The sequence below is a fragment of the Mycobacterium cookii genome, from assembly GCF_010727945.1.
GTDB classification, from domain to species: Bacteria; Actinomycetota; Actinomycetes; order Mycobacteriales; family Mycobacteriaceae; genus Mycobacterium; species Mycobacterium cookii.
In genome coordinates this window covers 462,321-480,815 of sequence record NZ_AP022569.1, presented here as the reverse complement: position 1 = coordinate 480,815, position 18,495 = coordinate 462,321, and the positions used below count along the sequence as shown (strand labels likewise).

The 18,495-nt window shown below is 66.8% G+C and carries 18 protein-coding genes; 9 read left to right on the top strand and 9 right to left on the bottom strand.

Going from position 1 to position 18,495, the window contains the following annotated elements:
• Positions 1–111: 111 nt before the first annotated feature.
• A complete protein-coding gene (locus G6N27_RS02350) occupies positions 112–720 on the bottom strand; it encodes a riboflavin synthase (RefSeq protein ID WP_163774903.1) in 609 nt (202 codons plus the stop codon).
• A gap of 93 nt (positions 721–813) precedes the next feature.
• Here G6N27_RS02350 and G6N27_RS02345 point away from each other — a divergent pair, with 93 nt between their 5' ends.
• From G6N27_RS02345 to G6N27_RS02320, 6 genes are all read left to right on the top strand, one after another.
• The gene (locus G6N27_RS02345) at positions 814–1,527 is read left to right on the top strand and encodes an LppX_LprAFG lipoprotein (RefSeq protein WP_163774902.1); all 714 of its coding nucleotides are present in this window, start codon (positions 814–816) and stop codon (positions 1,525–1,527) included.
• Positions 1,527–3,074, top strand: coding sequence for an MFS transporter (locus tag G6N27_RS02340; protein WP_163774901.1), 1,548 nt, complete (start codon positions 1,527–1,529; stop codon positions 3,072–3,074). The genes G6N27_RS02345 and G6N27_RS02340 overlap by 1 nt, the downstream gene beginning before the upstream one ends.
• A gap of 180 nt (positions 3,075–3,254) precedes the next feature.
• Complete coding sequence (locus tag G6N27_RS02335; protein ID WP_163774900.1) at positions 3,255–3,608, top strand: hypothetical protein; 354 nt, start codon at positions 3,255–3,257, stop codon at positions 3,606–3,608.
• Positions 3,609–3,700: 92 nt separating this feature from the next.
• The gene (locus G6N27_RS02330; protein ID WP_163774899.1) at positions 3,701–4,522 is read left to right on the top strand and encodes a vacuolar protein sorting-associated family 26 protein; all 822 of its coding nucleotides are present in this window, start codon (positions 3,701–3,703) and stop codon (positions 4,520–4,522) included.
• 216 nt (positions 4,523–4,738) lie between these two features.
• Positions 4,739–5,125: a hypothetical protein gene (locus G6N27_RS02325; protein WP_163774898.1), complete on the top strand. Its 387-nt coding sequence runs from the start codon at positions 4,739–4,741 to the stop codon at positions 5,123–5,125.
• Between the two features lie 169 nt (positions 5,126–5,294).
• Entirely contained in the window at positions 5,295–5,885 is a 591-nt protein-coding gene (locus G6N27_RS02320) for an RDD family protein (protein WP_163774897.1), read from the top strand.
• A gap of 48 nt (positions 5,886–5,933) precedes the next feature.
• On the opposite strand, the gene G6N27_RS02315 is transcribed toward G6N27_RS02320, so the two are convergent.
• On the bottom strand, positions 5,934–6,437 hold the full coding sequence (locus G6N27_RS02315; protein ID WP_163774896.1) for a neutral zinc metallopeptidase: 504 nt from the start codon (positions 6,435–6,437) through the stop codon (positions 5,934–5,936).
• Between the two features lie 7 nt (positions 6,438–6,444).
• On the opposite strand from G6N27_RS02315, the gene mddA reads away from it, so the two are divergent.
• Entirely contained in the window at positions 6,445–7,230 is a 786-nt protein-coding gene (gene mddA, locus G6N27_RS02310) for a methanethiol S-methyltransferase (protein WP_232064836.1), read from the top strand.
• On the opposite strand, the gene ribD is transcribed toward mddA, so the two are convergent.
• From ribD to fmt, 4 genes are all read right to left on the bottom strand, one after another.
• Positions 7,202–8,266 carry a bifunctional diaminohydroxyphosphoribosylaminopyrimidine deaminase/5-amino-6-(5-phosphoribosylamino)uracil reductase RibD gene (ribD, locus tag G6N27_RS02305; RefSeq protein ID WP_163774895.1) on the bottom strand — a complete coding sequence of 355 codons (1,065 nt, stop codon included), beginning with the start codon at positions 8,264–8,266 and terminating at the stop codon, positions 7,202–7,204. The two genes, mddA and ribD, sit on opposite strands and share 29 nt — an antisense overlap.
• Positions 8,263–8,952 (bottom strand): ribulose-phosphate 3-epimerase, encoded by a 690-nt coding sequence (gene rpe, locus G6N27_RS02300; RefSeq protein ID WP_372513040.1) that lies wholly within the window; start codon positions 8,950–8,952, stop codon positions 8,263–8,265. Before rpe ends, ribD begins: the two co-directional genes overlap by 4 nt.
• Before the next feature lie 91 nt (positions 8,953–9,043).
• Positions 9,044–10,417, bottom strand: coding sequence for an RsmB/NOP family class I SAM-dependent RNA methyltransferase (locus G6N27_RS02295; protein ID WP_163774894.1), 1,374 nt, complete (start codon positions 10,415–10,417; stop codon positions 9,044–9,046).
• Positions 10,414–11,355, bottom strand: a complete 942-nt coding sequence (gene fmt / locus G6N27_RS02290; protein ID WP_163774893.1) for a methionyl-tRNA formyltransferase — start codon at positions 11,353–11,355, stop codon at positions 10,414–10,416. The genes G6N27_RS02295 and fmt overlap by 4 nt, the downstream gene beginning before the upstream one ends.
• A gap of 51 nt (positions 11,356–11,406) precedes the next feature.
• Between fmt and G6N27_RS02285 the strand changes: the two genes are divergently transcribed.
• Positions 11,407–11,892, top strand: coding sequence for a DUF2231 domain-containing protein (locus G6N27_RS02285; RefSeq protein WP_308207594.1), 486 nt, complete (start codon positions 11,407–11,409; stop codon positions 11,890–11,892).
• Here the strand turns inward: G6N27_RS02285 and G6N27_RS02280 are convergent.
• The 3 genes from G6N27_RS02280 to G6N27_RS02270 all read right to left on the bottom strand — a co-directional run bounded on the left by G6N27_RS02280 (position 11,889) and on the right by G6N27_RS02270 (position 14,945).
• Complete coding sequence (locus tag G6N27_RS02280; protein WP_163774892.1) at positions 11,889–12,596, bottom strand: hemerythrin domain-containing protein; 708 nt, start codon at positions 12,594–12,596, stop codon at positions 11,889–11,891. The two genes, G6N27_RS02285 and G6N27_RS02280, sit on opposite strands and share 4 nt — an antisense overlap.
• A gap of 55 nt (positions 12,597–12,651) precedes the next feature.
• The gene (gene lpqN / locus G6N27_RS02275) at positions 12,652–13,356 is read right to left on the bottom strand and encodes an envelope biogenesis lipoprotein LpqN (RefSeq protein WP_163774891.1); all 705 of its coding nucleotides are present in this window, start codon (positions 13,354–13,356) and stop codon (positions 12,652–12,654) included.
• Between the two features lie 104 nt (positions 13,357–13,460).
• Positions 13,461–14,945, bottom strand: coding sequence for a cytochrome P450 (locus G6N27_RS02270; protein WP_163774890.1), 1,485 nt, complete (start codon positions 14,943–14,945; stop codon positions 13,461–13,463).
• A 191-nt stretch (positions 14,946–15,136) separates the two neighbouring features.
• On the opposite strand from G6N27_RS02270, the gene G6N27_RS02265 reads away from it, so the two are divergent.
• Positions 15,137–18,454, top strand: a complete 3,318-nt coding sequence (locus G6N27_RS02265) for a helix-turn-helix transcriptional regulator (RefSeq protein WP_163774889.1) — start codon at positions 15,137–15,139, stop codon at positions 18,452–18,454.
• Positions 18,455–18,495: the final 41 nt, after the last annotated feature.

The window sequence follows — 18,495 nt, the reverse complement described above, 5'->3', positions numbered from 1 at the left end:
CGCGTAGGTTTGCGCGCCGGGGGTCGTACCACGCTTGGCTTGATGTCGGCCCGCCGCGTGGCTCCGAGGGTGGGCCGGGCAGCGTGGGCTGGCGATCGGAAATTGTCCGGACTAGCGCGCAGTTCTCGGTGAATGTGAGAGGAGACGCTCGACGTACTTGGCGATGACGTCCACCTCGAGGTTTACCGGCGTCCCCGGCGCGGCTCCGCCCAACGTCGTGAGTTCCAGCGTGGTCGGGATGAGCGACACCTCGAACCAGTCGTCGCCGAGGCCGGAGACCGTCAGCGAAATGCCGTCGACAGTAATAGAGCCTTTTTCGACGACGTAGCGAGCCAGTTCGGCGGGCATGCCGATCCGCACCACTTCCCAGTTTTCCGCGGCAGAGCGGGTCAAAATCTGCCCTGTTCCGTCGACGTGGCCTTGCACGATGTGCCCGCCCAGGCGACTGTTCACCGCTGCGGCCCGCTCGAGGTTGACTGGACTGCCCGCAGCGAGCCGTCCCAGGCTGGACCGACTCAGCGTCTCGCCCATCACGTCCGCGGTGAACTGGCCTCCCGGCAACAGCTCGACGACCGTCAGGCACACGCCGTTGACGGCGATCGAATCGCCGTGCCCCGCGTCAGCGGTGACCACGGGACCCTGAATGGTGAAGCGAGCTGAATCGCCCAGTTCGTCCTTGCCGACGACCTCACCCAGTTCTTCGACGATTCCGGTGAACACAGCCTCAGGCTAATGAGTCGTTCTGCCCAGCGCGATGTCCCCGTCACCTTGCGCTTCACAGTCGGGTCAACCGGACCCTCTACGATGCACACTATGCAGACGCCCCGCCGACTCGCCCAGATTCTTGCCGCTCTCGCCGCGCTGGCGACCGCCGCTGCCCTAGTCAGTGGCTGCTCGTCGTCCTCGAAGCAGTCCGGCGCTCCGCTGCCGGATGCGGCGCCTCTGCTTAGCAAGTCCAACCTGACCACAAGAAACGTCAAGAGCGTGCATCTGGTGCTCTCGGTGAACGGCAAGATCAAGCATCTGCCCGTCAAAACCCTGACCGGCGATCTGACCACCGCGCCGGACACGGCCGCTCAGGGCAACGCCAACATCACTTTCGGCGGCTCAGAAATCGACGCCCAGTTCGTGGTCTACAACGGAACCCTGTACGCCACACTCAGTCCCGGCCAGTGGGAGAACTTCGGTCCGGCGTCCGCCATCTACGACCCGTCCGAGATCCTCAACCCGAACACCGGTCTGGCCAACATCTTGACCAACATCAGCAACCCGAAGTCCCAGTCGCGCGAAACGATCAACGGGCAAAGCACCGTCAAGATCACCGGGACGGCCGCGGCGGACGCCGTGAATGGCCTCGCGCCCCAGCTGAAGGCCACCCAGCCGGCGGCCACCACCGTGTGGATCGAGGAGAACGGTGATCACCAACTGGTGCAGATTCAGCTCGAGCAGAGCCCGGGCAACTCGGTGCAGATGACGCTGTCCAACTGGAACGCGCCGGTCCAGGTCACCAAGCCCCCGGTGGCCTGATGGCAACGCCGCACGCCGGGCGCGGGATCGCGATCAGCGCCGGCAGCCTCGCAGTACTGCTCGGTGCCCTCGACACCTATGTCGTGGTCACGATCATGCGCGACATCATCAGCACGATCGGCATCCCGGTCAATCACCTGCAGCGCATCACCCCGATCATCACCTGGTATCTGCTGGGCTACATCGCCGCCATGCCGTTGCTTGGCCGGGCTTCTGACCGATTCGGCCGCAAGCTGCTGCTGCAAGTCAGCCTGGCGACCTTCCTGATCGGCTCGGTGATCACCGCGCTGTCCACCGACCTTGATGTGCTGGTCGTCGGTCGCACCATTCAGGGGGTGGCCAGCGGCGCACTGCTACCGGTGACGCTCGCGCTGGGTGCCGACCTGTGGGCCCAGCGCAATCGCGCCGGCGTCCTCGGCGGCATCGGTGCCGCGCAAGAACTGGGCAGCGTGCTCGGGCCGCTTTACGGAATCTTCATCGTCTGGTTGACCAGTCGCTGGCAGGACGTGTTCTGGATCAACGTGCCGCTGGCGCTGGCCGCGATGCTGATGATCCACTTCAGCCTGCCGTCGCGAGACCGCGACGACGAGCCGGAGAAAATCGACGTGATCGGCGGACTGCTCCTGGCGATCACGCTGGGCCTGGCGGTCATCGGCCTGTACAACGCCAACCCCGACGGGAAGCACGCCCTGCCGAGCTACGGTCCGCCGCTGATCGTCGCCGCTGTCGTCGCCGCGGTGATTTTCTTTGTCTGGGAACGGTTCTCGCGTACCAAGCTGATCGAACCCACCGGCGTGCACTTCCGGCCGTTCCTGTCGGCGCTGGGTGCATCACTCTGCGCCGGCGCGGCGTTGATGGTGACGCTGGTCGACGTCGAGCTCTTCGCTCAGGGCGTGCTCGGTAAAGACCAGGACCACGCCGCCATGATGCTGCTGTGGTTCCTGGCAGCGCTGCCGGTCGGCGCGCTGGTGGGCGGCTGGATCGCGACAAGAGTCGGCGACCGCGTAGTCGCGTTTGCCGGGCTGTTGATCGCCGCCGGCGGCTACTGGCTGATCTCGAAGTGGTCGGTTGGCCTCTTGGACGAGCACCACAACGTCTTCGGCCTGGTGTCGCTGCCCGCCTTGGACACCGATCTGGCGATCGCCGGCATCGGTCTGGGTCTGGTGATCGCCCCGCTGACATCGGCCAGCTTGCGGGTGGTGCCGTCGGCGCAGCACGGCATCGCCTCAGCGGCGGTGGTGGTCGCGCGGATGACCGGCATGCTGATCGGGGTGGCCTCGCTCAGCGCGTGGGGCTTCTACCGGCTGCCGCAACTCGTCGCGAAACTGGCCTCCGAGCTGCCGGCCAACGCCACCCTCACCGAGCGGGTTCTGCATCAGGCCACCATGTACCGCCAAGCGTTCGCCGGAATGTACGGCGAGATCTTCAAGGTCACCGTGGTGGTCTGCATCGTCGGTGCGCTGCTGGGTCTGCTGATCAGCAGTCGGCGCGTGCACGCCGACGAGCCGCTCGTTCGCGAGGAGCAACCGGTCGGGCCTCAGGTCTAGGCGGTCAGCCCGAGACCACGACCGTCAATTGCTGGCACGAGCCCAAGCGGTAGCCAAAGACGGCGCCGGCGAACTCCGGCATCTAGCCGATGCTTCGCGATCCAATCAGGTTCCAATACGCTCTGGTTACCGTTCCGCGTTGCTCTTGAGCCAACTCGAAGCCGTGAGGAGACCGCCCTGATGAGTGTCAGCGAACCGCCACCGCCGCAGCGCGGACTCACCCGCGAAGAGCGGGGCCGGGATGTCAGCGCGGCACAGGCGAAGGCAGAAGCCGAGACCTCCACGGGCCGTAGGCTCCTGCGTTCAATGAGCCTGCCGTTCGTGTTGTCACAGGCCGAGGGTTACCCAGTGGTGATCAAGCAGTTTTTGCAGTTCTGCCTGATCCTGATCTACCCGGCATGGATATTCGGGGTGCTGGTCTCCGCGCTGGGGTACTACGCGATGTATTCAGTTCTGTGGGTGGTTTTTTGGCCGGTTCGGGCATGGATGAAAAAGAACCGGCCGGAGGACTACGCTGCGAGCCAACTCAAATAGTGCGGCGCTTCCTGCGTCCGACGCGAGCGGTGGTCACCGTCTCGCCGTCCGTGGTTCACCCGCGTCAGTCGATCGACGTTCGAGCGAGCGCAGTGAAGCCGATCGGCGATGTGACATCGGCGCGAATCGAGTTGGGCTACTACAACTCTTATCGTTACCGGTGGGCCGGGCGCGCAGACGCGGCAGCGACGGCCGCGACCGATGCGATGTGGTTGACCCAGGAAATCGGCACCACCTACGGCACCGATCGAGACACCAAGGATTGGGTGCGGGTCGACGAAGTCGAGTTACCCACTGCGACATCAGAATTCACGGACGGCACAGCCACGTTCCGCATCCCGTCGTGGGCACCGCCGTCGTCGTCACAGATCGCGAGTTGGTCGTGCCGTCTGCTCGTACAGCGCCGCGGGCACGACGTCGACGAACAGGCGGAATTCGCCGTGATCACCGGCGTGGACGATGCCACGGCCGATATCGGACCGCTGGAGCAGGTCTCCGGCAGCGGGGCGTGCGACATCGACATCGCGTTGCCCCGGCTGGTATTTCACGCCGGCGAGACGATCACGGGCGACGTCATCGTCACGCCCACTCGGGACCTGCCCGACGGCGACTTACGGGTGAAGTGGCAGTGGATGCGCGATTCCCATCCGCTGACCCGCACACCGGGTTCGGGTGAACTCGCCGACGGGCGGACCGTGCCACTGTTCAAACGACTGGCGTTGCGTAACGGCGCGGCGGTCCGCTTGCCCTTCCAGACGGCGCTGCCCACGGACGCGGCACCGACCGCCAGCGCCGTCAATTCGTCGATGCGCTGGTTCATCAACGCGACGATGTTCTACGCCGGCTTCAACGGACCGGCCGCCGAATGCGTCCGACTGCCCATTGCGGTCGTCAGTCCCGCCGGGGCCGGTTAGGCGGGATTCCCTCGTAGAGATAGTTTGCTGCTGTGCCAGCAGCATCGGCGCAGGACTCGCGCTTCGACAACCATCGTCGGGGACTTGCAGAACCGTTCCCGTGCCGTGCAACAAACCGTGCGAGCGAAGCTGTGTTGAGTTTGGAATAACATTGGAACAGTCACATTTATAATGTGATAACCCGCCACACTAATTCACGTTCGGTATTGTGATGGCATGTCAGCCGGCTATCCTTATTTCGCCGGGTCAGCGGCCACCTTTGGCGGCGCACACCCGCCTCGTGCCAAGTGGGACTTCGTATTGAGCGCAGTGCTGCTCACCGTCAGCCTGGTTTGCTGGATCGTCGCTGCTAGTGGGGGATTTTTCGTACTAGCATTCACCGACTTCTGCCCCGCCGAGACATGCCACATCCACCAGGCTTCGGTGTCGATCGCGGTCGCACTGGCGGTCGCGGCCGCATTCATCGTCATCGGTGCCGTCCTGGCAATAGTCCGGATTGTCCGTCGGCGGTTGAGCTGGCCGTTTTCGGCTGCGGCGTTAACGCTGTCCATAATGGCAGAATTGCTCGGATTCCTAGAGTACATCTCTGCGGTCGGTTATTAGCCGCTTCAGCGTCCCCGCTAACGACGCGGCTGCAACTGCACGACCATGCCGCAGTATTCATTTGGAATTTGCTCATATCGCCCTCCGTGCGGCCGGAGACGATTTAAAGTACGGCCACACTGACCCCGCCGAACCGCATCGGGTCCGGCGTGATCCCGAGGACGACGCCATGACGCAACTACCGCCCCAACAACCCGACGGTCCCTACCCGCCGCCGGGCGGTGGATATCCGCCGCCGCCTCCGGTGCCGGGCGGTCCCGCCTACCTTGATCAGCCTGCCTGGACGCAGGCCGCGCAGCCATACACGTCGTGGATCGCGCGCGTCGGTGCGACGATCGTGGACGGCATCCCCGGGATGGTCATCGGTGGCATCGGGGTCGGCATCGCCGTCGCCACCGGAACCAATGCCTGCGTGGCAGATACCGAAGGCTACGGCGGCTCCTGCACCTCGTCGTTCTCCGGCGTGGGAATCGCGACGACGTTCCTGGCATCGCTTCTGGTGCTGGTGTATTCGATCTGGAACTGGGGCTACCGACAGGGCACCACCGGCTCGACCATCGGCAAGTCGGCCTTCAAGTTCAAGGTCATCTCCGAAGCGACCGGCCAACCGATCGGCTTCGTGATGTCGATCGTGCGTCAGTTCGCCCACCTGGTGGATGGCGCGATCTGCTACATCGGGTACCTGTTCCCGCTGTGGGATGCGAAGCGACAGACGCTGGCCGACAAGATCATGTCAACCGTCTGCGTGCCGATTCGCTGAGTCGGCGCCAGGTGTTCTAGCGCGTGACGCAGGCTTTCGCGCCGTTCATCACGCCGTCGCGGTAGGCATCGACGCGAGTCGATCCCTGCGCTTGGCGCGCCACGTCAGCGGAGCCGCGGAAGACGAGGAGCGCGGCGACTCCGGGCGATTCTGCAGAAGGACGCTTGCGACCCAGCCGCCGGCCAGGCAGTCGGCGCGCAGCGAGGTGATCTTCGCGTCGGCGTCCTGGCCGTCACGAATCAGCGCCGCCAGCCCGTACTGGGTCGCAATCAGGGTCGCGACCGCGAAATCGCCGCCCCGCATATAGATCTGGGGCATCGCCTTGACCGCGTCGAAGCCAACGTAGTCGTCCGGCACGCAGTAGAACAACACGTAGTTGTTGGTGGGCTGGCCACCGCAAGTGGGCTGATCGGCCGGATCGAATGGGCGTGCGGCCTGTAGAGGTGTCCACGGCTTACGGGCAAGCTCCGGGTACAGCTGCGACCAGTAATCTTCCAGATCCTCTCCGGCTGACGCCGAAACCGGGGTGTCCGGTTGACGATCGGAGGACAATAGCGTCGTGACTCACGGCGATGACGGTTCATCGCGACTCGCGGGCAACGCCGCCGGCGGGATTGTGATCGCGGCGTACGGCATCGCGACGTACGGTCTCTTCCTGCTCGTCTTTCTCTACCTGGTGGGATTCGTCGCCGACGCGGCCGTCGGGAAGAGCATCGATCGTGGGGGCGGCAGTGGCGCCCTCACGGTCGGTGCGGTGGTCATCGATGTCGTGTTGCTCGCGCTGTTCGGCGTGCAGCACAGCGTCATGGCACGGCCGGCGTTCAAACGACGCTGGACCCGGGTGATTCCGCCCAGCGCAGAGCGATCCACGTACGTTCTCGCCGCGAACATCTGCCTGATCGTTCTCATGCTCCTGTGGCGCCCGATCACCGCCGGCATATGGCACGTGAGCGCCCAGCCATGGCGAGCGTTGTTGACCGCCGTCGGCGGGATCGGCTGGCTCATGGTGCTGGTCAGCACATTTTTGATCGACCATTTCGATCTTTTCGGCCTGCGCCAGGCGTTCGCCCGGCTGAAAGGCCGGCGCGCAGCCAAGCACGAGTTCGCGACGCCGTTCCTCTACCGCGTGGTCAGGCATCCGATCTACACCGGATTCCTGATCGCATTCTGGGCCACGCCGACGATGACGTTGGGGCACTTGATCTTTGCGGCCGTGATGACCGGATACATCCTGATGGCGATTCAGTTCGAAGAGCGCGACCTCACCCGGTTCTTCGGGGATCGGTACCGCGACTACCGTCGCCGCGTGCCGATGCTCATCCCTGGCCTGGGCGGTCGTTCCTGACCGAGCCGGACGCCGGTTCACGGGGTACCAGACTCAGCACCACGTCCGGACCGACGCGCTCCATGCCGTCGTAGCGCCAGCGCAGCGCCCGGCTGATGCTGGTCACCCCGACGTCGTCGACGGCGACGACGGGTCCGCCCAGCAGGATCGGCGCGATGTAGGCGAGGATGCGGTCGATCGCCCCCGCCCGCAGGAACGCTCCGGCCAGGGTCGGGCCGCCCTCGAGCAGGACGTCGGTGCGATCCGACAGCGCCTGAAGCACCTCGGCCGGCTCGCGGGTCCGCATCACCATGGTCCGCGAGTCGTCGTTGAGAACCTTTGCTTCAGAGGGGATTTCGCGCCTGCCAACCACCACGCGCAGCGGCTGGCGGTCCGCGAGGCTGCCGTCGGGCAGGCGAGCGGTCAAGGCCGGGTCGTCGGCCAGCACCGTGCCCGTTCCCACCACGATCGCGTCGGCGGTCGCCCGCCGCCGGTGCACGTCGGCTCGCGCGGCCTCACTGGTGATCCATTGGCTGGAACCGTCCGCGGCGGCGCTGCGCCCGTCGATGCTGGCGGCGTATTTCCATGTCACGTGCGGCAATCCGGTGCGCTGCTTGTGCAGCCATTCGCGCAGCGGCCCCGTCACGACCAGGTCGGTCTGCACATCGTTGACGACGCGCACACCGGCCGCAACCAGTCGCCCAGCACCGCCCGCCGCAGGCGGGTTCGGGTCGGCGACAGCGTAAACCACTGTCGCGACACCGGATTTCAGTAGCGCGTCCACGCATGGCGGGGTCTTGCCGTGGTGATTGCAGGGTTCCAAGGTGACCACCGCCGTGCCACCCTCGGCCAGCCGTCCGGCCCGGCGCAACGCGACGACCTCGGCGTGTGCGCTGCCCGCCCGCTGTGTGCCGCCGACGCCGACGACCCGGCCGTCGCGGTCCAGGATGACGGCGCCGACCGGCGGGTTCGGATAGGTCTTCCCCTTGACCAGTTCGGCCTGTTCGACGGCCAGTTGCATGGCGGCGTCGTAGCCGATGGCCGCCGGGGTGTTCATCGGTGTAGGTGCGGAGACACCGCGCCCGCCCGTCGTCGTAGCGCCTCGACGGCGGCCGCCGGGTCATCGGCTCCGTAGACCGCTGAGCCCGCGACGAAGCAGTCGACACCGGCCTCGGCGGCCTGCTCGATGGTGTCGGCGTTGATGCCGCCGTCGATCTCGACCAGGATCGTCAGCTCGCCGGAGTCGACCAGTTTGCGCACCGCGCGCACCTTGCTCAGGACCTCGGGGATGAATTTCTGGCCGCCGAAGCCGGGTTCGACCGACATGACCAGGAACGTGTCGAAGTCCTTCAAGATGTCCAGGTAGGGCTCCAGCGCAGTGCCGGGCTTGATGCTCAAGCCCGCTTTCGCGCCGGCGGCACGGATGTCGCGGGCCACGCTCACCGGGTTGTCGGTTGCCTCGGCGTGAAACGTCACGTTGTACGCCCCCGCTTCGGCATACGGCGGCGCCCAGCGGTCGGGGTCTTCGATCATCAGATGGCAATCCATCGGAATGTCGGTGGCGGCGAGCAGGCTTTCCACCACCGGCAGCCCGATGGTCAGGTTCGGCACAAAATGCGCGTCCATGACGTCGACGTGCAGCCAGTCAGCGCCCTCGACCGCGGCGGACTCATCGGCCAGCCGGGCGAAATCAGCGGCCAGTATCGACGGCGCGATCATCGGCCGATCGGAGTTGCCTGACATGCGGGCCAGCCTAGTCGGGCGACGATGCAGACCCGCAGGGCCTGAGGAGGAGCCCGACCATCAGATCAAGCGCAGGACAATTCGCGGCGATTCACCCGTCCGTTTTGAGCAGCGCCGCGGCGAACATGGCGTCGGTGCCGTGCCGGTGCGGCCAGAGCTGCACGTAAGGGCCGTCGCCCAGATTCGGGACGGGATCGAACAACGGCCGAGTATCCAACGCGGACACCGGATGACGGCGCAGCGCGTCGGCGACTACGCCGACCGTCTCAGCCAGGTGCGGCGAACAGGTGGCGTACAGAGTCACACCGCCGGGCCGGGTCAGTGCGATCGCGGCCGCCAACAGCTCGCGCTGCAGCCTGGTCAACGCCGGGATGTCGGCGGGTTGACGCCGCCAGCGCGAATCGGGCCTGCGGCGCAGCGCACCCAGGCCGGTGCACGGCGCGTCGACCAGAACCCGGTCGAATCCGGGCTCCAGACCGCTCTGTCGACCGTCGGCCCGCACGATCTCGACCGGAAGACCGGCGGTGTTCTCGGCAACCAGGTCGGCGCGATGCTCGAATGGCTCCACAGCGGTGACCCGGGCTCCCGACTCCACGCCCAGCGCGGCTAGCAGTGCGGTCTTGCCGCCCGGGCCGGCGCACAGGTCCAGCCATCGCCCGGAGTCCTCGGCGATCGGCGCCAGCGTGAGCGCGCGCGCGACGAGTTGGCTGCCCTCGTCTTGCACCAGGGCCTGACCGTCGCGCACCGCGGGCAGCTGTGCTGGATCGCCGGAGGGCAGATACACCGCATACGGCGAATACCGGCCCACCGCGCCGCCGACCGCGGCGGCGAGTTCCTCGGCGGTCAGCACGCCCGGCCGGGCAGCCAGGTGTACCTGAGGCCGCTCGTCGTCACCGGCCAGCGCAGCGTCGAGTTCGCCGGCCGCGGCGCCCAACGTGTCGGCGAAGGCCTGCGCGATCCAGCGCGGGTGGGCATGCACGAACGCGGCGTGGCCGATCGGATCGGCGGACCGCGCAGGCGCCAGCTCATCAACCCAGGACTGCACGTCGCGGGTACTGATGGTGCGCAGTACGCCGTTGACGAAACCGGCACGCGCCGAGTCGAATTCGATGGCCGCCTGCTCCACGGTGGTCGAGACGGCAGCGTGCGCGTCAACGCGGGTGCGCAACAGTTGATACGCCCCGAGTCGCAAAAGGTCGAGCAGTACCGGATCGATGGTCTCCGGTGACCGGTTGGCCGCCGAGCCGATGACTGCGTCCAGCAGGCCGCGGATTCGACTGCTGCCGTAGGTCAATTCGGTGGCGAATGCGGCGTCGCGACCATGAATGTGCCTCTCGCGCAGAAGAACTGGCAGCAGCAGATTCGGGTAGGCGTCGCGTTCGCGCACCGCCCGCAAGACGTCGAATGCGGCCCGACGGGCCGGATCCAACTGCTTACGCCTGGGCCTGCCCTTGGGTGGTGTCATGACGCTCGCGCCGCCGGGTCGAGGCGAGCTCCCCTGGCCCAGTCGACGGCGTTCATGGCCTTCTTCCCCGGCGCCTGGACCTGGCCCAACCGGACAGGCTCCGAGGCCGTACCGATTCGCACGCTGCGGCGGTCGACGTGAATATCACCGGGCGACAACGGTGTTGGCAAACTCTGACCAGCGGTGTCGAGGTATACAGGTCCGAGTTTTACCCGCAGATCACCGATCAGGGTCCACGCGCCGGGACTGGGCGTGACGGCGCGGACGCGTCGCTCGACGACCTCAGCCGGCAGGTCCCAGCGCACCCGCGCCTGCTCGACGGTGATCTTCGGCGCGACACTGACCCCGTCGGTGGGCTGCGGGACCGGTGTCAGCGCCCCGTCGGCGATGCCGTCCAACGTCGTCGACAACAGCGCCGCCCCGGAAATCGACAGCCGCTCAAGCAGATCGCCGGCGGTGTCGATCGGGCGGATCGCCTCGGTCACGACCCCGTAGACCGGTCCGGAGTCCAAGCCGGATTCGATCTGGAACGTCGTCGCACCGGTAACGGTGTCCCCCGCGGCGATCGCCGCCTGCACCGGCGCCGCCCCACGCCAGGCGGGCAAGAGCGAGAAGTGCAGATTCACCCAGCCGTGCACCGGCACCGCCAGCAGCGCGTCACGCAGGAGCGCGCCGAACGCGACCACCGGGCAGCAGTCGGGCTGAAGTTCGGCCAGCTCGGCGACGAATTCGTCGCTGTTGGGCCGCGCCGGGCGCAGCACCGGGATGCCATGCTCGAGGGCCAATCGGGCCACCGGCGACGGCTGGGGCTTGCCGTTCCGTCCCGACGCGGCGTCCGGCCGGGTGAGCACCGCGATCACGTCATGGCGCGGCGAGTCGATCAGCTGCTGCAGCGCGGGCAGCGCGGGCTCCGGTGTCCCGGCGAAGACAAGACGCACCGGCACAGTGTAGGAAGTCAGCAAAGCCCGGTGACCGTTGAGGAGTGCGCGATGACGTTGACCACGATCTCGGGGCTCCCGGCCCACGTGCTGCTTGTGCACGCGATGGTGGTGTTGGCGCCGCTGACGGCGTTGCTGGAAATTCTGTGCGCGCTGTGGCCGGCGGCCAGGCGGAACCTGGTCTGGCTGGTGTTGGCGTTCGCCGCGATCACGACCGTGCTGACGCCGATCACCGCGAACGCCGGCGGGTGGCTGTACGACCGCGAACACCACCACCGCGACATCTTGAACACCCACGCCGACCGCGGCAGCGTGATGATCTACTTCTCGATAGCGCTGCTCGTCGTCGCCGTCGTACTCGCGCTACTGCACCGGCGTGAGGTCCGGGCCGCCGCACCCGGGTCGGCCGTCACGGTGGTGGTCGCGGTCGTCACGATCCTCGTCGGCGTGGCCGCCGTCGTCCAGGTGGTTCGCATCGGTGACTCCGGGGCCCAGTCCGTGTGGGCGAACGAACTCACCAAGTCGGACAAGCCCTAGCTCGGGGTGAACTGGCTCAAATCGTAAATACCGAGGCTCTTCTCGATGTCGGCGACCTTACCGACCACTCCCTCGAAGCCCGCCGGTCCGAATCGTCGATGTTCCTCGTCTTCGAAGGTCTCCGCCAGCTCGCGGAACTTCTGGGCGGGCAGCACGTCGCGCAGAGCGGGAAAGACAACGGTGTCCTCCCACGCCTCGTGCGGCTCGTACATCCGGACGAAATCGGACATGTCGCGCGTCAACGCTTGCCGCGCAGGCTGATCTAGCGCGGCCGTCGCGCCGGTGGCAGCGAGGACACGATCCGTCACGGCACGGCCACGCTGGTGCTGAGTTCGCAACACGGAGGTGATGTCGCGGAGCTTGTTGGCTTGTTCCAGCGCCGGAAAGACGTACTGCTCCTCGAGGTGTTCGTGGTAGTCCTCGATGAAGTTCCGGATGATGCCCGCGCCCGCGTTGAGCGCCTGAGCGGGATTCTGGTCGTCGGACTGCAGTCGCCGGATGCCTTCTCGGTAGATCAGCAAGACACGCTTGAGCACGCCGTGCTCACGCATCAGGTCCTCGGGTGGAGTAACCGGGACTTCGTCCGCTGGCGGTGCTTTGGGGGGCGAGCTTGCGCACGCCGACACGGCCATCGCACCGGCCGCCGATATCGAGATCCCGATGAGTTGGCGCCGGCCAATGGTCGGCGACGAGCGATCTGTCATGGCGACAGCTTCGTCGTATCGCAGTGACATGGCCAGCGGTTCGGCCGAGAAGGCTCTAGACGGTGATCTTCGCCTTTTCGTCGATGGCGATGGTTGCGGGCAGTGCCTGGCCGACCTGGTCTTCGAGACAGTCGGCGTTGAGCCGCAGGAGATAAACCGCGCCGTCGGCCGGGATGACGACGGTCTTCTGCGCGACCGCCTTCGTCTGATCGCCTTGCGCATAGGTGCCACCGAATTGGTAGGCGGGGAAATTGGCGAGGGTGCTCGCGGAGCCGTCTCCCATGGGCTTGAAGCCCGGCAGGTTCTTGAGTTCGCCCGAAGCGAGGTCGAGAAGCTTTTGCTGGTCGACGTTGCCGACGAGTTTGGTCACGGTGGCCACAATGCTGGGTGTGTATTTTGCGGCTTCCGGGCCGGTATCGATGATCGCCCAGTACGCCGTGGCGGGGGTGTCGGGTCCGGCGTCGGCCCAGCCGTCGGGGATCGGCAGGTCGATGGTCGGCGCGCCGGGATCGCCCCGGTGAACCGGAGTTTCGGTGATGCCGTTCTGCTTGATGTAGCTCGCGATGTCCGGGTTTGGGCCCGGCACAACGGTGCGCGGCGCCACCTTGGCCTGGCTGGCCTGTGTCGTTTGCGTCGTGACGGGTGCTGTCGTGCTGGACGTTGTGCTGGTGGCTTTGGTGCTGTGGGAGGCCGAGCCGCATCCGGCCAGCGCAATTGCCGAAGCCAGGACCGCGATGGTGCTCGTTGCCGTCCGATGCATGAAAAATCTCCTGTCGATCAGGTTTCAGGCGGGACGGCCTGTCGGCGAATCGTAGCCCGGCTTCGCCGAATTAACCCGGAATCAGCGTGCGGCGTCGAGGAGGCCTACCAAATAACGACGTCGCCACGCTGCTTTGCATCGCTCCCCGCGCTGAGCTCAGCTTGAGCTCGCGAGTGCAGCTTGTTCAGGGAGCGGCCCGTCACGGCTGACCCCGAGCGGGTCCGGGCATGCACGCGGGCGTCAATCGGCTCGGCGGCGACGACGGTGAACGGTACGGCCAGCGGAAAGTCACCTTTGAGAGATTCGATCCGGACCGCGCGGACGATGGAGGCCAGTGCAAGGGCGGCTTCCAGCACGGCGAAGTGGTCACCGATGCACGAACGAGGTCCACCGCCGAACGGCAAGTACTGCCAACGACTGCGGCCTTGCGAACGCTCCGGCAGGAACCGATCCGGGTCAAATGTCAGCGGGTCGTCCCACAGGTCCGGGTCTCGGTGCAGGGCAAAGAAGCTGACCACCGCCACGGTCCCGGCTTCCAGCCGATAGCCGTCGACGACCAGATCCTTCTTGAGCAGCCGAGGTGTACCGGCGCCGGGTGGGCATAGCCGCAGGGCCTCGTGCAGCACCCGCACGGTGTGGCCGAGCCGGGGCACGTCGTCGGGTGTCAGCGGACGGTCACCGAGTGCACTGACCTCCTCGAACACTCGGTCTTGAATTGCGGGATGACGGCCGAGCGCCCACAGCGAGTAAGTGAGCGTCGTGGAGGTGGTGTCGTGGCCGGCGAGGATGAAGAGCACCAACTCGTGACAGATGTCGTCGTCCGAAAGTGGTTGGCCAGTGTTTGGATCGGTGGCCGTCATCAGCGCGCGCACCAGTGGTGCGTCTCGGTCAGGGTCCGCGCGGACCGCGGCGAGGATCTCGGCGGCCAGCCGATGCAAGGTCGCGTTGGCCTGGCGGGCCCGCCGTTGACCCGGGGTCGGCACCCATTGCGGCAGATTCACCGGCCGGCTCGCACGGTCGGCGACCCAGGACAGTGCGGTGCGCAGTGCCGGCCCGACGTCGTCGGCCCGGGCGTCGAGGTCCATGCCGAGCACGGAGCGGCCGAGCGCCCGCAGGGTGAGCGCGCGGCATTCGGTGTCCAAGTCCACTGTCCCGCCGTCGGGCCAACGGTCGACCAGCGTCTCGGCCGCCGCGGCCATGTGGCCGGCGTAGCGCCGGACCCGCAGCTTGGTGAACATCGGCTGCAACGTGCGGCGCCGCGGCAGCCACTGTTCGTGCGGCAGGACCAGCAGATTGCCGCCCATCAGCCGGTGCAACTGGATCGCCATCGGCGACCCCCCTCGGTCGGCGATCTCGTCGGCGCGGCCGAGCACGTCGCGCGCGCCCTGCGGCGAGGCAATCAACACCATCGTCGGGGCGAGCCATTTCGGCGCGAGCACCACCCGGGTGATGGGGCCGCCGGCGTCGAGGAGCTCCTGGAGCCCGTCGATGAGCGACTTCACAGCCCTGAGCTGGTCCAGGTAGGGCAGTGGATTTTTCGGCGCGAGGCGGAGTGTGGCGTGTTCGGTCGAGTCAACGGCGTCAAACATGTCAGTTCACCTTTCTGGGAAACCAAATGTGACAGGGATCAACCCTTCGGGCGTGAGTAGTGCACTACTTAAATCTGCGCGGCCGGTCGGTTGGGAACATCGGTCGCTGCGCGTACATGTCCGCCGCAGGGGTCGTAGCTGCGCCTGCGATCTACGCGTTTGCGCTGATGTTTTGCGGTCGCAGCGCACGCATGCTGGCTAGCATGAGCGAGATCGATCGTGCGCCGCTGGTGGACTGGAGCGAGCTGGGCGTGAGCGGGCTGTTGCCGACGGGCACCGTGACGTTGCTACTGGCCGACGTCGAGGGCTCCACGCGGCTCTGGGAGACCCAGCCCGACGAGATGACCGCGGCCGTCGCACGTCTGAACCAGACGGTGAACGACGTCATCGCGGCCCACGACGGGGTGCGACCCGTCGAACAGGGCGAGGGAGACAGCTTCGTGGCGGCCTTCGCCCGCGCGTCCGACGCGGTGGCGGCGGCGCTGGAGTTGCAGCGCGCTCCCCTGGCCCCGATCCGGCTGCGGGTCGGGGTGCATGCCGGCGAAATCCAGTTGCGCGACGAGGGCAACTACGCCGGGCCCACGATCAACCGGACCGCGCGGTTGCGCGACTTGGGACACGGCGGGCAGACACTGCTGTCGGGTGTCGCCGAAGCGCTCGTCGTGGACCGACTCCCCGACGATGCCTGGCTGATCGACCTGGGCAGTCATCCGCTGCGTGATCTGCCACGCCCGGAACGGGTTTCACAGCTGTGCCATCCCGATCTGGTCAACGACTTTCCATCGCTGCGGGTGTCGACAGCCGTTGTCTCGCAGGCGCTTCCGACGCAACTGACAAGTTTCGTCGGACGCGAATCCGAGCTGACCGAATTGCGGGAGCTGCTGGTCGAAAACCGGCTGGTGACGGTGACCGGTGCGGGTGGGGCAGGTAAGACCCGACTGACGATCGAGCTTGCGGGCCAGCTTTCCGGCGAGTTCGACGACGGGGTTTGGTACGTGGACCTCGCACCAATCACCGATCCGGATCTGGTGCCGATTACGGTCGCCCGTGCACTCGGGCTACCCGATCAACCTGGCCGCTCCACGATCGACACGCTGACCCGGTTTGTCGCCGACCGGCAGCTGCTGATGGTGCTAGACAACTGCGAGCACCTACTCGACGCATGCGCCGACCTGATCGTGGCACTGCTCGGCGTCGCCGCCGGCTTGAAGCTATTGGCCACCAGCCGCGAAGCGATCGGGGTGGCCGGCGAGGTGGGTTGGCGGGTGCCGTCACTGGCGCTGCCCGACGAGGCGATCGAACTGTTCGCCGACCGGGCTCGCCAGGCCCGCCCCGAGTTCACCCTCACCGACGACAATGCCTCGCTTGTCGCCGAGATCTGCGCACGCCTGGATGGGGTGCCGCTGGCTATCGAGCTCGCCGCGGCACGAGTGCGGGCGTTGACCTTGACCGAAATCCTCGGCAGCCTGCACGACCGCTTCCGACTGTTGACCGGCGGCGCGCGCACAGCGGTGCGCCGCCAACAAACCCTGCGCGCTTCGGTCGACTGGTCACACGCGCTGCTGACCGAACCCGAGCGGGTGCTATTCCGTCGACTCGCGGTGTTCATGGGGGGCTTCGATCTCGTCGCAGCGCAGAACATTTGCGGTGGCGGCGACATACAGCGCTACCAGGTGCTCGATCAGCTCACTCTGCTGGTCGACAAGTCGCTGGTGGTGGCCGAGGACAGTGGCGACCGAACCCGCTATCGATTACTGGAGACGGTTCGCCAGTACGCGTTGGAGAAGCTCGGCGAATCCGGCGAGGCCGACAGTGTGCGCGCACGACAGCGCGACCACTACACGGCGCTGGCGGCTGGGCTCGACGCCCCGGCCGGCCGTGATTACGAGCACCGCCTCGAACAGACTGACATCGAGATCGACAACCTGCGCGCCGCGTTTGGCTGGAGCCTGGAGAACTCCGAAGTCGAACTGGCATTGACCCTCGCCTCGTCACTCCAACCGCTCTGGCAAGCACGCGGACGCCTGCGGGAAGGGCTGACCTGGTTCGACGCCGCCCTGGGCGACCTCGACGCGCAGCACGCTGAGGTGACGCCCGCGGCGCGGGCGCGAGCACTGGCCGATAGGGCCACCCTCGGCGTCTGGGTGGCCTCGGTCGAGAGCCTGGACCAGGCCCAGCAAGCCGTGGCGATTGCGCGAGAGGTCGACGACACCGCATTGCTGATCCGGGCGCTCACCTCGTCCGGCTATGCCGCCGCCTACTTCGACGTCGACACGGCCGGGGCCTACCTGGTCGAGGCGAGCCGCCTGGCCCGGGAGACGGGCGACCGGTGGAGGCTCAGCCAGATCCTCGTCGCGCAAGTTGTGGCGGCGCTCGTGGCGCGTGACCCGATCGCGGCCCGTGCGGCGGCCGAGGAGGGACGCGATCTCGCCGACGCGATCGGTAACCGGTTCGACGCGCGCCGGTGCCGCTGGTACCTCGGAGTCGCACAAATAAATCAGGGCGAGCTGGCCAGTGCGGTAGCGCATTTCGAGGCGGTGGCCGACGAGGCTAGAACAGCTCACGATGAGATCTGGAGGGTGGATAGCCTCGTGGGCCTGGGTGTCGCCCTGGCCTACCAAGGTGATACCGCGGGAGCCCGGTCCGCCGCCGACGAGGCCGTCGCGGCCACAGTCGAAGTCGGCGGACTCAAGGCAAGCGCCGCTTACCACGCGTCGGCTTTGGCAGCCTTGGCCGACGGCGACACCGCGGCAGCGCGGGACGCGACCGAGGCGGCGTGGCCGCTGCTGAGTGTCGTGCCACAGGCGGCGGGAGTGCAGCGAGTCCTCGCTGCGGATACTGCGCTTGCCCGTGGCGATCTGGCCGCGGCCCGCCGCTGGGCCGAGGATGCTATGTCGACGAAAGCGAGCATATTCGCGTGGGACCCACTGACCACCCGCGCGCGCGTCGCGATCGCGCAAGGTGAGCCGGAGCATGCCGAGCGTGACGCCCACGAAGCGCTCGCGCGCGCCGCCGTAGTCGAGGCGTACGTGTTCATCCCCGACATCCTGGAATGCCTCGCCACCTTGGCCGGCCAGGCCGGCAGTCACCGTGAAGCGGTCAGGCTCTTCGCTGCGGCGAGTGCACTCCGGGAACGCATGGGCTCAGTTCGCTTCAAAGTCTGGGACACCGACTGCGAAGCCTCGCTGGATGCGTTACGTGAATGTCTGGGCGACAACGACTTTGACGCTGCATGGGCCGAGGGCGCCGCCCTGTCCACCGAAGAGTCAATCGCCTACGCGCAACGTGGCCGCGGCCAACGCAGACGACCCACCAGCGGCTGGGCATCGCTCACACCAACCGAGCACGACGTGGTCCGCCTCGTCAGTGACGGGCTCGGCAATAAAGACATCGCAACAAGGCTTTTCGTCTCGCCCCGCACTGTGCAAACCCACCTGACCCACGTCTACGCCAAACTGGGTCTCACGTCGCGGGTGCAGCTCGTCCAGGAAGCTGCCCGCCACAACTGAACTGTGGTGCGTTTGCGCTGCTGTCGACGACCACATGCTGT